At 72.4% G+C, this 14431-nt stretch carries 14 protein-coding genes; 1 reads left to right on the plus strand and 13 read right to left on the minus strand.

Features of this window, described 5'->3' with window-relative positions:
* Positions 1 to 32: 32 nt before the first annotated feature.
* The 13 genes from N542_RS0119510 to N542_RS0119570 all read right to left on the minus strand — a co-directional run bounded on the left by N542_RS0119510 (position 33) and on the right by N542_RS0119570 (position 13884).
* On the minus strand, positions 33 to 251 hold the full coding sequence (locus N542_RS0119510; RefSeq protein WP_028645369.1) for a hypothetical protein: 219 nt from the start codon (positions 249 to 251) through the stop codon (positions 33 to 35).
* 57 nt (positions 252 to 308) lie between these two features.
* Positions 309 to 770, minus strand: a complete 462-nt coding sequence (locus N542_RS0119515; protein ID WP_028645370.1) for an acyl-CoA thioesterase — start codon at positions 768 to 770, stop codon at positions 309 to 311.
* Positions 770 to 4384 (minus strand): chromosome segregation protein SMC, encoded by a 3615-nt coding sequence (smc, locus tag N542_RS25705; RefSeq protein ID WP_081795378.1) that lies wholly within the window; start codon positions 4382 to 4384, stop codon positions 770 to 772. The genes N542_RS0119515 and smc overlap by 1 nt, the downstream gene beginning before the upstream one ends.
* A gap of 328 nt (positions 4385 to 4712) precedes the next feature.
* Positions 4713 to 5960, minus strand: coding sequence for an MFS transporter (locus N542_RS0119525; RefSeq protein WP_028645371.1), 1248 nt, complete (start codon positions 5958 to 5960; stop codon positions 4713 to 4715).
* A 58-nt stretch (positions 5961 to 6018) separates the two neighbouring features.
* Complete coding sequence (locus N542_RS0119530) at positions 6019 to 6225, minus strand: hypothetical protein (protein ID WP_028645372.1); 207 nt, start codon at positions 6223 to 6225, stop codon at positions 6019 to 6021.
* A 79-nt stretch (positions 6226 to 6304) separates the two neighbouring features.
* Positions 6305 to 7183, minus strand: coding sequence for a bifunctional DNA-formamidopyrimidine glycosylase/DNA-(apurinic or apyrimidinic site) lyase (mutM, locus tag N542_RS0119535; RefSeq protein ID WP_028645373.1), 879 nt, complete (start codon positions 7181 to 7183; stop codon positions 6305 to 6307).
* Between the two features lie 9 nt (positions 7184 to 7192).
* Positions 7193 to 7996, minus strand: coding sequence for a ribonuclease III (rnc, locus tag N542_RS0119540; RefSeq protein ID WP_081795380.1), 804 nt, complete (start codon positions 7994 to 7996; stop codon positions 7193 to 7195).
* On the minus strand, positions 7951 to 8136 hold the full coding sequence (gene rpmF, locus N542_RS0119545; RefSeq protein WP_028645375.1) for a 50S ribosomal protein L32: 186 nt from the start codon (positions 8134 to 8136) through the stop codon (positions 7951 to 7953). Before rpmF ends, rnc begins: the two co-directional genes overlap by 46 nt.
* A 67-nt stretch (positions 8137 to 8203) precedes the next feature.
* Positions 8204 to 8599 carry a YceD family protein gene (locus tag N542_RS0119550; protein WP_331279599.1) on the minus strand — a complete coding sequence of 132 codons (396 nt, stop codon included), beginning with the start codon at positions 8597 to 8599 and terminating at the stop codon, positions 8204 to 8206.
* 299 nt (positions 8600 to 8898) lie between these two features.
* Positions 8899 to 9378: a pantetheine-phosphate adenylyltransferase gene (coaD, locus tag N542_RS0119555; protein WP_036508985.1), complete on the minus strand. Its 480-nt coding sequence runs from the start codon at positions 9376 to 9378 to the stop codon at positions 8899 to 8901.
* Positions 9379 to 9388: 10 nt separating this feature from the next.
* A complete protein-coding gene (gene rsmD, locus N542_RS0119560) occupies positions 9389 to 9961 on the minus strand; it encodes a 16S rRNA (guanine(966)-N(2))-methyltransferase RsmD (protein ID WP_028645378.1) in 573 nt (190 codons plus the stop codon).
* A 7-nt stretch (positions 9962 to 9968) separates the two neighbouring features.
* The gene (locus tag N542_RS0119565; protein ID WP_028645379.1) at positions 9969 to 12206 is read right to left on the minus strand and encodes an ATP-dependent DNA helicase RecG; all 2238 of its coding nucleotides are present in this window, start codon (positions 12204 to 12206) and stop codon (positions 9969 to 9971) included.
* Positions 12207 to 12225: 19 nt separating this feature from the next.
* Positions 12226 to 13884, minus strand: coding sequence for a DAK2 domain-containing protein (locus N542_RS0119570; RefSeq protein WP_028645380.1), 1659 nt, complete (start codon positions 13882 to 13884; stop codon positions 12226 to 12228).
* Between the two features lie 195 nt (positions 13885 to 14079).
* On the opposite strand from N542_RS0119570, the gene rpmB reads away from it, so the two are divergent.
* Complete coding sequence (gene rpmB, locus N542_RS0119575) at positions 14080 to 14265, plus strand: 50S ribosomal protein L28 (protein WP_028645381.1); 186 nt, start codon at positions 14080 to 14082, stop codon at positions 14263 to 14265.
* Positions 14266 to 14431: the final 166 nt, after the last annotated feature.

Consider the following 14431-nt stretch of genomic DNA (forward strand, 5'->3'; position numbering starts at 1 on the left):
CTCAATCCAACCAGAGGAGGCCGGGGTCGGCGTCAGCGGCGGCGCTCCGGCTGCTCGTGCTCGACGCCGAGGGCGAAGACCTGGTCGTCCTCCTCCTCGAGGACCGGCGCGGCGTCCGCGGCCTTGGCCATCGCCTCACCGAGCCAGGGGGTGGCGGGCATCCGCTCACCGCGGTGGGGATAGGCGACGTAGACGGCCACCAGGCCGGCCAGGACGAGGATGACGGCCATGACGACCACGATGGGGACCACGCTTGCTACCTCCCGAGAGATGCGGACAGTCGGACGACTACCCGTACCCCCACGGTGTCACACGGGTGGTGTCGTGGCGGATCCGCCGCGCAGCAGTGGCTCGACCGCGGCGCGGATCACATCCGGCATCGGGGTGGCCGGGCGGGCGGGGTCGGTGTTGTCGACGTACACGTGGACGAACCGTCCCTCGGCGGCCGCGACGTCCGAGGGCCCCTGGAAGAGCCCGATCCGATAGATGATGCTGGAGGTGCCGACCTTGTCGACGACCAGGCCGGTCTCGATCGGCTCCGGGAAGCCGAGCTCACGGAAGTAGCGGCACGAGGTCTCGGCGACCACGCCGATCTGCGGGAGCCGGCGTACGTCGACCGCGGTCGCCTCGTAGAGGTAGGCGTTGACGGCCGTGTCGAAGAGCTCGTAGTACGTCGCGTTGTTGAGGTGCCCGTAGGCGTCGTCGTCCCGCCAGCGCGTCGTGACGGTGCGCCACGCGACGTAGTCGGACCGGGTCGGGCGGTCCCCCACTACGCCGACTCCTGGGTCTCAACGAGCGCTCGTCCCCGCCCGGCGCGCACCCGCTCCGCGTCCCCGCCGTCCTGGTCGCGCAGCCGCTGGCTGATCACCGCGGAGACGCCGTCGCCGCGCATCGTCACGCCGTACAGCGCGTCACCGACCTCCATCGTGCGCTTCTGGTGGGTGATCACGAGCAGCTGCGAGTTCTCCCGCAGCTCCTCGTAGATCTCCAGCAGCCTGCCGAGGTTGGTGTCGTCGAGCGCCGCCTCGACCTCGTCGAGGATGTAGAACGGCGAGGGGCGGGCCTTGAAGAGCGCGACCAGGAAGCACACGGCGACCAGCGAGCGCTCGCCACCGGAGAGCAGCGACAGCCGCTTGACCTTCTTGCCCGCCGGACGCGCCTCGACCTCGATGCCGGTGTTGAGCATGTCGTCCGGCTGGGTGAGCACCAGGCGGCCCTCGCCCCCCGGGAAGAGGCGGGAGAAGGTGGAGTCGAAGGCGCGCTCGACGTCGGCGTACGCCTCGGTGAAGACCTGTTCGACGCGGGAGTCGACCTCGCGCACGATGTCGAGCAGGTCCTTGCGGGTCTTGCGGAGGTCCTCGAGCTGCTCGGTGAGGAACTTGTGCCGCTCCTCCATCGCCGAGAACTCCTCGAGCGCGAGCGGGTTGACCCGGCCGAGCTCGCGCAGCGAGCGCTCCGCGACGCGGAGTCGCTTGGTCTGCTCCTCGCGCGAGTACGGCGCCGGCGCGGGCGGCTCCTCGCCCTCGGCGACCTCGCCGCTGAAGGGCACGAGCTGGTCGGGGCCGTAGTCGGCGACCAGACCGTCACCGTCCAGGCCCAGCTCCTCGAGCGCACGCTCCTCGAGCTGGTCGATGCGCATCCGCTGCTGGGTGCGCGCCATCTCGTCGCGGTGCACCGAGTTGACCAGCTCGTCGTGCTCCTTGCCGAGGTCGCGCAGCGCGGCGCGCACGTCACGCAGCTCCTGCTCACGCCCGGTGCGGGACTGCTCCACGGCCGTGCGGGCCTCGGCGGCGCGGTGCACCGACGCCTCCAGGCGCTGCAGCACGTAGCTGACGGCGAGGCCGACCGCCTCCGCGGCACGACCCTCGCGGATCATCCGATCGCGGCGCTCGGCGGCGCGGGCCCGGGCAGCGCGCTCCTTCTCCGCGGCGCGGAGCAGCCCGTCGGCGCGGCCGTGGAGCGCGCGCGAGCGCTCCTCCGACGTCCGCAGTGCCAGCCGGGCGTCCATCTCGCCCTGCCGAGCGGCGCGGGCCGCCTCGGCGAGCTGCTCGCGGACGGTCGTGTCGGGCTCCTCCTCGGGCGACTCCTCGGCCGCGGCGAGCCGGGTCTCGAGGTCGGTCAGCCCGGCGATCGCCTGGACGCGCGCCTCCTCGGCCTTCTCGATCGCCTGGGTCAGCCGCTCGGCCTCGCCGCGCGCGGCACGCGCCTGGGAGCCGTACTGGCCGAGCTCCTCGGCGACCGCGGCCAGCGTGGCGTCGGACTCGTGCAGCTTGGCCAGCGCGACGTCGACCCGCTTGCGGGCCTCGAGCCGCTCGCTCTCCAGCCGGGACATCTCGAAGCCGAGCCGCTCGGAGGAGGCCACCGCCTCGGCGAGCTGCTCGACGGCCTCGTCGACCGCCGCCTGGATCTCGATCAGGCTGGGCTGGCTGCTGGAGCCGCCGGAGGCGAAGTGGGTGCCGATCAGGTCACCCTCGCGCGTGACCGCGGTCAGGTCGGGCAGCGCGGCGACGAGCGCCCGCGCGGCGTCGAGGTCCGCGACGACGGCCACCTTGAAGAGCAGGCGGCTCAGGGCCGGGCGGAGCGTGTCGGGGCACTCGACGACGTCGGCGGCGTACGTCGCGTCCGCGGGGAGCTCGGGCCAGTCCCGCGGCTGCCCGGGGCCACCGCCCAGCAGCATCCCGGCGCGGCCGAGGTCGTCGCCCTTGAGGTGGGCGATGGCGCGCACGGCGGCGTCTGCGTCGGCCACGGCCACGGCGTCCGCGGCCGAGCCCAGGGCCTGGGCGACGGCGGTCTCGAAGCCCGACCGGACGCTCACCAGCGCGGCCACGGAGCCCAGCAGGCCGGAGACCGTGTCGGTCGCGGCCAGGAGGGCGCCGGCGCCGTCCTTGCGGTTGAGCCCGAGCTCCAGTGCGTCCTTGCGGGCGGCCAGACCGGTGCGGTCGCGGTCGGCCTGGAGGGCCTCGTCGCGAGCCTTGGCGAGGCGTTCCTCGATGTCGTCGAGGGCGTTGGTCGCGGCCTCGTGCTCGGCGTCCAGGCCCTCCTCGCCGGCGTCGAGTCCGGCGACGCGGGTCTCGAGGGAGGTGAAGTCGCGCTGCGCACGGTCGGCGCGGGCCACGGCCTCCTCGCGCGCCAGGCCGAGCCGCCCGACCTCCTCGTCGGCGGACGTCGCCCGCGATCGCAGGGTGTTGACCTGGCCGTGCAGGCGGGCGAGGCCCTCACGACGGTCGGCGGCCGCGCGCTGCAGCGCCGCGATCTTGCGGTCCTCCTCGGCGGCGGCGTCCTCGGCGGCGCGGCGGCCGGTGACGGCCTCCTCCAGCGCGGCCCGGTGGGCGTCGACCTCGGCGGTGATCCGCTGCTCCTGCTCGCGGACCTGGGCGGCCTCCGCCTCGAGCTGCTCGGGGTCGCGCCCGGAGCGTGCCTCCTCGACATCGGCGGTGCCGGCGGCGTTGCGTACGCGCTCGGCAGCCAGCGACTGGGTGCCCCGCAGCCGCTCGCGGAGCCCGGAGAGGGCGAACCAGGTCTCCTGCGCCCGGGACAGCGCCGGCAGGTCCTCGCGCAGGGCCGCCTCGAGCACGGCCTCCTGCTCGCGCCCGCGCGCCACCTCGGCCTCGACCTGCTCACGTCGCTGGACCAGGATCGACTCGTCGGCCATCTCCTGGCGCAGCGCCGTACGCGCCGTCATCAGGTCGTCGGCCAGCAGCCGTGCGCGAGCGTCGCGTACGTCGGCCTGCACGGTCTGCGCGCGACGGGCCACCTCGGCCTGGCGGCCGAGCGGCTTGAGCTGGCGCCGGATCTCGACGAGGAGGTCGTTGAGGCGGGTCAGGTTGCCCTCGGTGGAGTCGAGCTTGCGGAGCGCCTTCTCCTTGCGCTTGCGGTGCTTGAGGACGCCCGCGGCCTCCTCGATGAAGCCGCGGCGGTCCTCGGGCGTGGCGTGCAGGATTGTGTCGAGCTGACCCTGCCCGACGATCACGTGCATCTCGCGGCCGATGCCGGAGTCGGAGAGCAGCTCCTGGACGTCGAGCAGCCGGCACGAGCTGCCGTTGATGGCGTACTCGGACCCGCCGCTGCGGAACATCGTCCGGGTGATCGTCACCTCGGAGTACTCGATCGGCAGCGCGCCGTCGGAGTTGTCGATCGTCAGCACGACCTCGGCGCGGCCGAGCGGCGGGCGCCCGGAGGTGCCGGCGAAGATGACGTCCTCCATCTTGCCGCCGCGCAGCGACTTGGCGCCCTGCTCGCCCATGACCCACGCGAGGGCATCGACGACGTTGGACTTGCCGGAGCCGTTGGGACCCACGATGCAGGTGATCCCGGGCTCGAGCTGCAGCGTGGTCGCCGAGGCGAAGGACTTGAACCCCTTCAGGGTCAGGCTCTTCAGGTACAACGCGGGCTCCCAGGAATCGTCGACCGAGGTCGATGGCGGCGCTGAAACGAACGCTGCATCCTCGCAGCCGGCCGTGGGGGAAGCTCAGCCCGGCTCACATTACCGGGGACCGCCCCCCGCTCGCGGCACCCGGGGGTGCGGGTCGTCGGGGTCCGGTCGCGGGGGTGGCACCGCTTGGTGCGCCCGCGCTCGTCCCATCAGTCCCACCAGTCACGCTGCCTGGACGGACCTCGGGGTTCTTGGACGAAGTTCTGCACCGGAACCCGCAGATTCACCGGGTGAGCGGTGAAACCGCGCAGGGTCGGCCTCGCCACCGACGCCGTCGACGTCACCCGAGGCTGGACGAGGCGACCTCGTCGGCGTGGGCGATGTGGGAGAGCTGGCCCCAGATGAGCACCACGAAGACCGCCGATCCGGCGAAGGCGAACCAGAACGGCGCGGTGACGCCCCACTGCTGGGCCAGCAGGCCGCCGATGCCGGCGCCGACGACGAGGCCGCCGAAGACACCCATCAGGTTGACGCTGCCGACCCGGCCCTGGAGCTCGGTCGGGACAGCGCGCTGGCGGATCGTCAGCGAGGTCGTGCCCCAGATGAAGGCGTGGGCGCCGAAGACGAAGAAGATGCACATCGCCACCCACGGCGTGGTCGTCAGGGCGAGCGCCAGGTGGGTGCAGGTCTCGAGGATCAACCCGATCCGCATGATGGTGGCGAGGCTGACCCGACGGGTGATCCAGCCGTAGGACAGGGTGCCGACCAGCCCGCCGACGGCGGAGACCGTGGTCAGCAGCCCGAAGCCGATCGGGCCCATCCCGAGCTGGCGCGTGGCGTAGAGCACCAGGACCGACCAGGCCGCGCCGAAGGTGATGTTGAAGACGAAGATCGTCAGCACGAGGGTGCGTACGGCGGCGTGGTGCCGCACCCAGCGGAACCCCTCGGCGATGTCGTGGCGCAGGTGGGTGTCGGGCGCGGGCTCGCGGCGGTGCGGCGGCAGGACGACCCGCGCCACGAGCATCGCCCCGAGAGCCACCACGACGGCCTGGGCCGCGAACGGGACGGCGTGACCGAGTGCGAAGAGCGCGGCGCCGATCGGTGGGCCGGCGAGCTGGTTGACGGTGATGAAGCCGGTCGTCAGCCGGGCGTTGGCGATGGCCAGGTCGTCGCGCTGCACCAGCATCGGCATCAGCGTCGCGGAGGTGTTGTCGGCGAACACCTCGGCGGTCCCCAGCAGGAACATCGCGAGCAGCACCACCCAGATCGACGCGACGTCGGTGGCGACGGCGAGCGTGAGCAGGACCAGGACCACGGCCCGCAGCAGGTCGACGACCACGATGATCAGTCGCCGGTCGAGCCGGTCGGCGAGCGCGCCGGCGTACAGGCCGAACACCAGCGGGGGCAGCCACTGCAGCAGTGCCGCGAGCGCCACCAGGACCGGGTCGTGCGTCATCGACGCGACCAGCAGCGGTCCCGCCGCGAGGGCGATGCCGTCGCCGAGGTTCGAGATCCACGAGGAGGCGAGCAGCCAGCGGAACCCCGGGCCGAAACGGCGCGGGGCGACGATCTCGAGGAGGGTGCTCACCAGGGCGCGACACCGCCGCCGCGACCCGGTGGTCGCGACTGGTGGCACAGCCAGCCGATCAGGCGGGCTGCATCTCCTGCAGGTGCGAGGTCTCGATCTCGAGGAGGGCGGCGGCGTGTGCCTGGGCCAGCCGGTCGTTCTCCTCGGACAGGCGCCCAGCGAGCGCCTCGAGCTCACCCACACGCGCACGCAGCCGAGCGTTCTCGGCGGCGAGGGCGGGGCTTCGCAGGTCGCTGTTCAGGTAGCCGATCAGCGCCTTGGCCATGAAAGAGCCTTCCGGGGTAAAAGGGGGGTGACTCGCGGTGGCGGGCCGTCTTCAAGAGTCCCACCAGCGGGCTCACCGGTCAATCTGGCGCGAGCACCGTCGGGCGCCGCCGACGAGGAGCCGGTTGGCAGACCGGGCAGAAGTACGACGACCGGTTCATGAAGGCGATCCGGCGGATCGGCGTACCGCACCGCTCACACGGCTCGCCCTCGCGGCCGTAGGCGTGCAGCGACCGGTCGAAGTAGCCCGACTCGCCGTTGACGTTGACGTAGAGGGCGTCGAACGACGTGCCGCCCTGGCCGAGCGCGGACACCATCACCTCGCGGGCGTGGCCGAGCAGCTCGCGGGCCTGGGTGGCGCTCAACCGGTCCCCCGGCCGCTCGCCGTGGATCCGGGCCCGCCACAGCGCCTCGTCGGCGTAGATGTTGCCAACCCCCGAGACGAGGTTCTGGTTGAGGAGCTGGCGCTTGACCCCGGAGGCGCGCTTGCGGACCGTGCGCACGAAGGCGTCGTCGTCGAACTCCGGGTCCAGCGGGTCGCGCGCGATGTGCGCGATCTCCGCGGGGAGGTCGGCTCCACCGGTCGAGATGGACAGCCCCCCGAACATGCGCTGGTCGACGAAGCGCATCTCGCGGCCCTCGTCGGCGCCCTCCAGCGTGAAGCGCACCCGCAGGTGGCGCTCGTCCGGGGCCGTCGGCGGCTGCACCAGGATCTGACCGCTCATGCCGAGGTGACCGAGCAGTGCGTCGCCGTTGTCCAGCGGCAGCCAGAGGTACTTGCCGCGGCGGCTGGCGGCCTCGATCCGGCGTCCGACGAGGGCGGCAGCGAAGCCCTCCGGGCCGCGCGGGTCACGGCGGACGGGCCGAGGGTGCAGGACCTCGACGTGGGTGACCGTGGCGCCGACGACGTGGCGCTCGAGGCCGGCGCGGACGACCTCGACCTCGGGCAGCTCGGGCACCGGAGCGGGTCAGGCCTGGTCGGTGGCGGCGGTGGCGTCGGTCGTCTCGGTGGCGGCCGCGGCGGCGAAGCCGGCGACGATCTCGCCGTACGCCGTCTCGGCGGCTGCCTGCTCGGCCTCCTTCTTCGACCGGCCCACACCGTTGCCGTAGAGGCCGGTGCCGACGCGCACCTGGGCGGTGAAGGTCTTCATGTGGTCGGGGCCCTCGTCGGCGATGACGTACTCGGGCACTCCCAGACCGTGCTCGGCGGAGAGCTCCTGCAGGGAGGTCTTCCAGTCGAGGCCGGCGCCCATCGCGGACGCGGCCTCGATGAGCGGGTCGAACAGGCGGTGCACGACGACCGCCGACGTCTCATAGCCGCCACCGCTGAGGTGCACGGCTCCGATGACGGCCTCGACGGTGTCGGAGAGGATCGACGCCTTCTCACGGCCACCGGTCGACTCCTCGCCACGGCCGAGCATGACGTGGTCGCCGATGCCGATGCCGCGACCGACCCCGGCCAGGGCACGGGCGTTGACGACCGCCGCGCGCAGCTTGGCCAGCCGACCCTCGGAGAGGTCGGGATGGGTGCGGTAGAGCGTCTCGGTGACGACGACCCCGAGGACGGAGTCGCCGAGGAACTCCAGCCGCTCATTGGTCGGCAGGCCACCGTTCTCGTACGCGTACGAGCGGTGCGTCAGCGCGCGCTCGAGCAGCTCGGGGTCGAGCTCGGGGTCCCCGAGCGCTGCTCGCAGCGCGGCGTAGTTGGTCAGCGGACCGAGGCCGGTCAGAGGACCTGACGACGGTCGGCGCGCGCGCCGTACTGGCCGCACTCACCGCACGCCGTGTGCGGGAGGTGCTTGGCACCGCAGGCGGGGTTGGCGCAGGTCGCCAGGTTGGCCGGGACGGCCTTCCAGGCAGAGCGACGGTGGCGCGTGTTGCTCCGCGACATCTTCCGCTTCGGGACAGCCACAGTTTTCTCCTCTACCAGGACCGGACGGACCGGTCGTGTGTGGTCATTCTAAGACGTGCTGGGGGTCTTACTGGTCCTGCTGGGTCTGGTCCTGCTCGTCCGGCTCCTGCTGGAGGGCGGTGAGCCCGGCCCAGCGGGGGTCGATCGGGTCGTCGTGCGCATGGTCGGGGTCGTCGGCCAGGCGGGCGCCACACTCGACGCACAACCCGGGACAGTCGTCCATGCACAGCGGCCGGAACGGCAGTGCGAGCACCACCGCGTCCCGCAGCAGGGGCTCGAGGTCGAGCAGGTCTCCCTCGAGCGTGCTGACCCCGTTGTCCTCGTCGGAGGAGTAGTCCTGGTCGCCGTAGACGAACAGCTCCTGGAACGTGACCTCCGACTGCTCGGAGATCGGCTCCAGGCACCGTGCGCACTCACCGTCGAGCACCGCCGAGGCGGTGCCCGTGACCAGCACACCCTCCATGACCGCTTCGAGCCGCAGGTCGATCTCGACCGGCGAACCTTCCGGGACACGGAGGACTTCGATGCCAAGATCTGCAGGCGCCGGAACAGTCAGCTCCACCTGTCGCTGGGACCCCGGGCGGCGGCCGAGCTCGCGGGTATCGAGCACGAGCGGCGCTCTCGGGTCCAGGCTGCTCAGGTTTCTACTTCCGGTTCAGGCGCAAACAGATCAGCGAGAAGCGTACCCGGCAGTCTCGCTACCGAGCAAAACAGTGCGTCATCGCTGGGTCATCGGTGGGCTATCGCTCGGTCACCGCTGGGTCATTGCTGGGCCAGGCGTGCCGCCAGACGACCGTGCACGGCCGGCGGGACGAGCGCCGAGACGTCGCCCCCGAGGGAGGCGACCTCCTTGACCAGGCTCGAGGAGACGTAGCCCAGGGCCGCGCTCGTGGGCACGAACACGGTCTCCACCCCGGTCAGGTGGGCGTTCATCTGGGCCATCGGCAGCTCGTACTCGTAGTCGTTGCCCCCGCGCAGGCCCTTGACGATCGCCTGCGCGCCGATCTCGCGGCAGAAGTCGACGATCAGGCCCGTGAAGCCCATCACGGTGACGTTGGGCAGGTCCGCGCTCACCGCGCGCAGCATCTCCATCCGCTCGTCGGGGTCGAAGAGGCGCGACTTGGACGGGTTGGTCCCGGTGGCGATCACGAGCTCGTCGAACAGGCCGGCGGCCCGCCGGAAGATGTCCACGTGGCCGTTGGTCACCGGGTCGAACGAGCCGGGGCACACGGCGCGAGTCATGGCGTGGAGGCTACCGCTTCCCGGAGTCGGCCTCGGCGTACCAGAGCGTGGTCTCGCCGTAGCGCTTGGTGCGGGTGTCGGTGAAGCCCCCGGGCCAGGTCGGCTCCGGACTGCGGGAGGAGCGCTCGACGACGACGAGCGCGCCCGGCACCAGCCAGCCGTGCTCGACCAGGGAGGCGAGGTCGGCGGCGACCTCCTCGTCGGTGAGGGGGTACGGCGGGTCCGAGAAGACGACGTCGTACGGCGCGCTCGGCGGCTTGCGCAGCGTCGTGGCGACCGGGGCAGCGAGGACCGTGGCCTTCGCGAAGCCGATCGTGCGGGCGTTCTCGGAGATCAGCGCCGCCGTACGCCGGTCCTGCTCGACGAGCGTGACGACCCCGGCCCCACGCGACCAGCCCTCGAGGCCGACCGCGCCGGAGCCGGCGTACAGGTCCAGGAAGCGCAGACCGTGGAGGGAGCCGCACCACGACTCGATCGCGGAGAAGAGCGCCTCGCGCACCCGGTCGCTGGTGGGTCGCGTCGTGGCTCCCCGGGGCGTCGCGAGCCGGCGACCACCGGCCGCGCCCCCGATGATGCGCGTCATCGGCCGATCACGACTTCTCCATGAAGTCCGACTGCACGGACTGCTCGAGCCGGGCGACCGCGGCCGCCAGGTCCGGGGCATGGGCGAGGTCGGCATCGGCGTCGAGCAGGCCGGTCGCGGCCTCTCGCGCCTGCACGATCGTCTTCTCGTCGCGAAGCACGCGCAGATTCTGCAGCCCCGAGCGGTATCCCGACTGCGATTTGCCCAGAACGTCTCCCTCACGACGCTGCTCGAGGTCGACCCGGCTCAGCTCGAAGCCGTCGGTGGTGCCGGCGACGGCGTCCAGGCGGTCGCGCGCCGGAGTGCCCAGCTCGGCGCGCGAGACCAGGAGGCAGAGGCCCGGCAGCCCGCCCCGGCCGACCCGGCCGCGCAGCTGGTGGAGCTGGGAGACGCCGAAGCGCTCGGCGTCGATGAGCACCATCGCGGTGGCGTTGGCGACGTCGACGCCGACCTCGATGACGGTGGTCGCGACCAGGACGTCGATGTCACCCGCGGCGTAGGCCCGCATCACGCGGTCCTTCTCCTCCGGTGGCAGCCGGCCGTGGAGCTTCTCGACCCGCAGCCCGGCCAGCGGACCGGCGCTGAGCTGCGCGGCGACCTCCTCGACCGCGGCCAGCCCACCGGCCGGCTTCTCGGGGGTCACGGTGTCACCGTCCTCGTCGAGCTCGAGCTGGTCGCTCTCCCCCTGCTCCTGCTCGTCGCCGGTGATGCGCGGGCACACGACGTACACCTGGTGGCCCTTCTGGACCTCCTCGCGCACCCGGTCCCAGACCCGCCCGAACCACGTCGGGTGCTCGGCCAGGGGTACGACGTTGGTCTGGATCGGTGCGCGCCCGGCGGGCAGCTCGGTCAGCGTGGAGACCTCGAGGTCGCCGAAGACCGTCATCGCGACGGTGCGCGGGATCGGCGTCGCCGTCATCACGAGCACGTGGGGCGGGCTGCCGGCCTTGTCGGTGAGGGCGGCCCGCTGCTCGACCCCGAAGCGGTGCTGCTCGTCGACGACGACGAGCCCGAGGTCGGCGAAGATCACGTTGTCCTCGAGCAGCGCGTGGGTGCCGATGACGATGCCCGCCTCCCCCGTCGCGAGGCGCGACATCGGAGCGGTGCGCTGGGCCTTGGTCATCGAGCCGGTGAGCAGCTCGACAATGGTCGCGTCCGAGGCGCCGCCGAGCATGCCCCCGGCGGCGAGGTCGCCGAGCATCGCGGTGATCGAGCGGTGGTGCTGCTGGGCGAGCACCTCGGTCGGCGCCAGCAGCGCGGCCTGCCCGCCGGAGTCGACGACGCGGAGCATCGCGCGGAGCGCGACCAGGGTCTTGCCGGAGCCCACCTCACCCTGCAGCAACCGGTTCATCGGGTGCGGCTCGGCGAGGTCGGCGTCGATCTGCTCACCGATCTCGCGCTGCCCGGTGGTGAGTTCGAAGGGCAGCCGCTCGTCGAAGGCCGCCAGCAGCGTGCCCTGGTCCCCCCGGCGCGCCTGGGCACCGAGGGCCCGGACCGCGCGCCGCCGCCGCGCCAGGACGAGCTGGGTGACCAGCGCCTCGTCGAAGCGGAAGCGGCGCTGGGCGCTGGTGATCTCGGCGTACGACCCGGGTGCGTGGATCAGCTCGATCGCCTCGCGGGAGCCGAGCAGGCCGTACTCCTCGCGGGTGGCCGACGGCAGCAGGTCGGGGACGTCCGGGACCACCGAGAGCGCGAACGAGATCGCGCGCTGGAGGTCCCAGGAGTCGACGCCCTTGGTGAGGGGGTAGATCGGGTAGAAGGCGCGCAGGGTCTCCAAGGAGAGCTCGGCGGTGTCCTCGCCGCCCTCGCCGAAGAGCACCATCTGGGGGTTGGTGAGCTGCCACTCGTCGCGGAAGCGGTTGACCTTGCCGAGGAAGATCCCGCGGCGGCCCTCGCTGAGGCGGTGGGTGTTCCACTCCGCGACGTGCTTGGCCTTCGCGAAGAAGGACATCCGCAGCCGCGGGCCGTCGGTGTGCACGACGGTGTCGACGCGGTACGCCGGGCGACCGGTGCGCCTGTCCTGGTAGGTGCGGATCTCCGGGCGGCCCAGCTGGCCGGACACCGTGAGCATCTCACCCTCGTGGAGCTGCTCGACCTTGGTCAGCTCGCCCGTCTTGACGTAGCGACGCGGGAAGTGGTGCAGCAGGTCGCCGACGGTGCGCAGCCCGAGCCGCTCGACGATGCCGTCACGCTTCTTCTTCTGGTCGCCCAGGACGGTGGCGACCGGGGAGTCGGTGGTGATCATGGAACAGCCTTCACGGACCTCACTCGGCGGACATCAGCAGCGGGTAGCGCGGCTGACCTCCGTCGTACACCACGACGTCGACAGCGGGGTGGTGCTGCTCGACGTACGCCGCGCACCGGGTCGCCAGGGAGCCCTCGGCGTCGTCGGCGCCGCCGACGATGGTGACCAGCTCGCCGCCACTGCCGAGCAGCCGCTCGAGGACGTCGGTGGCGACCGCGAAGAGGTCCTCCCCCACGACGGCGAAGTCGCCGGCGATCACGCCGAGCACGTCACCGGGCTCGCACGGTCCGGCCATCGTCATCGCCTGCTTCGCGGCGATCGTCACGGCGCCCTGCCGGGCGTGGCGTGCGGTCGCGGTCATCTCGAGCACGTCCTGGTCGAAGGCCCGCCCCGGCTCGTGCACGGCGATCGCCGCGAGGCCGGTGACCTGGGCGCTCGTCGGGATCACCGCGACCCGGATCGTCCCCGCGAGGTCGGCCTCGGCGGTCCGGGCGGCGATCTGGGCGACCCGCACGGAGTCGGCGTCGTTGGGCAGCACGACGACCTCGGCCGCCCCGCACGACGTGATCGCCGCGAGCAGCTCCCCGGTCGACGGGCGTGCGCCCGGCCCGCCGGGGACGACGACGGCGCCGGCCTCCTCGAACAGCGCCGAGAGACCCGGTCCGGCGGCGACCGCGATGACGCGTCGACCCGCGCGTCGCGGCACGTCCGCGCGGCGCCCGGCGACCTGCTCGGCGAAGTGCGTGACGCGGAGCCGGTGCGGCCGGCCGGCGTCGATGCCCGCCTCGATCGCGGCGCCCACGTCGTCGACGTGGACGTGGACGTTCCAGAGGCCGTCACCGCCGACGACGACGAGCGAGTCACCGAGACCGGCGAGCGAGTCGCGGAGCGGAGGGATCGCGCCGTCCTCGGCGTCGAGGAGGTACATCACCTCGTACGACGGCCCGTCCGGCGTCAGGTCGCCTGCCACGGGCTGGATCGGCACCGGGATCTGGCGGCGGCCGAGCGGTGCGGTCACCGGCACCGGACGGCGACCGGTCATCACGGTCTCGGCGGCGTCGAGGATGACGCTCAGGCCGCGTCCACCGGCATCGACGACACCGGCGTCGCGCAGCACGGGCAGCAGCTCCGGCGTACGCGCCAGGGCTGCACGGGCCGCGGCGGCCGCGGCGACGAACACGTCGCGGGCCCGGGCCCGTGGGTCGGCGGCGACCGCCGCAGCCGCCTCACCGGCGGCGCGACTGACGGTCAGGATGGTGCCCTCGACCGGGGTGCCGACCGCGGCATAGCTGGCCTCGGTCGCGCTCACGAGGGCGGCCGCCATCACCGACGCCGTCGTCTCGTCGGCACCGGCCCGGGCGATCCGCCGGCCGATGGCCCGGAGCATCTCGCTGAGGATGACGCCCGAGTTGCCGCGCGCCCCGAGCAGCGCGCCCCGGCCGAACGTCTCGAGCGCCGTACCGAGGCCGACCTCGGGGTCCTTGTCGGTGACGGCGCGTACGGCGTCGCGCGCGGCCGACACGGTGAGGTACATGTTGGTGCCGGTGTCACCGTCGGGCACGGGGTAGACGTTGAGCGCGTCGATCTCCTCGCGGGCCTCGGCCAGGGCGTCGGTCGCGACGTCGACGAAGCGCAGCACGACCGCGAGGGTGATGCGACCCTCGATCGGCACTTCCATCATCGCGTCCTCGATCGGGCAGAATGGCTGGTGGGGCTCGGCAGACTTCCGGGGGAGATGAGTGCCACAGGTTAGTGGCACTCGCGCGATTTTCGCCTCGGCGCCGTGTCGGATACTCTTGTGCGGTTGCCCGTCACCGGGCCCCCTTATCTCGACATCAGTTCTCAAGACCATCGATTCGTTCAGGAGTACCTCGTGGCTGCCGTCTGTGACATCTGCGCCAAGAAGCCGGGCTTCGGCAACAACCGGCCGTGGTCGCGCAAGATCACGAAGCGCCGCTTCGACCCCAACATCCAGCGCGTCCGGGCCACCGTCAACGGCACCCCGAAGCGTCTCAACGTGTGCACCGGCTGCCTCAAGGCCGGCAAGGTCTCGCGCTGATCTAGCGTCCTCGAGAGGCCCCGACCGTTTCTACGGTCGGGGCCTTTCGCATGCCCTGGCTGCGGGCGGCCGGTGCTGGGATCCCCGGTTCACCGGTGATTGCCGCACTTCTCGGCCGTTGCAACCCATGAGAAGTGCCGCGATCCCCGGTTCACCGGTGATTGCC

This window comes from Nocardioides sp. URHA0020, from assembly GCF_000620705.1.
Lineage (GTDB): Bacteria > Actinomycetota > Actinomycetes > Propionibacteriales > Nocardioidaceae > Nocardioides.

Excerpts from the sequence above, each read along its gene's own strand:
- coaD (WP_036508985.1), bottom strand. The coding sequence starts at position 9,378 with ATGACTCGCGCCGTGTGCCCCGGCTCGTTCGACCCGGTGACCAACGGC.
- N542_RS0119570 (WP_028645380.1), bottom strand. The coding sequence starts at position 13,884 with ATGGAAGTGCCGATCGAGGGTCGCATCACCCTCGCGGTCGTGCTGCGC.
- N542_RS0119530 (WP_028645372.1), bottom strand. The coding sequence starts at position 6,225 with ATGGCCAAGGCGCTGATCGGCTACCTGAACAGCGACCTGCGAAGCCCC.
- N542_RS0119550 (WP_331279599.1), bottom strand. The coding sequence starts at position 8,599 with ATGGAGGGTGTGCTGGTCACGGGCACCGCCTCGGCGGTGCTCGACGGT.
- N542_RS0119565 (WP_028645379.1), bottom strand. The coding sequence starts at position 12,206 with ATGATCACCACCGACTCCCCGGTCGCCACCGTCCTGGGCGACCAGAAG.
- rsmD (WP_028645378.1), bottom strand. The coding sequence starts at position 9,961 with ATGACGCGCATCATCGGGGGCGCGGCCGGTGGTCGCCGGCTCGCGACG.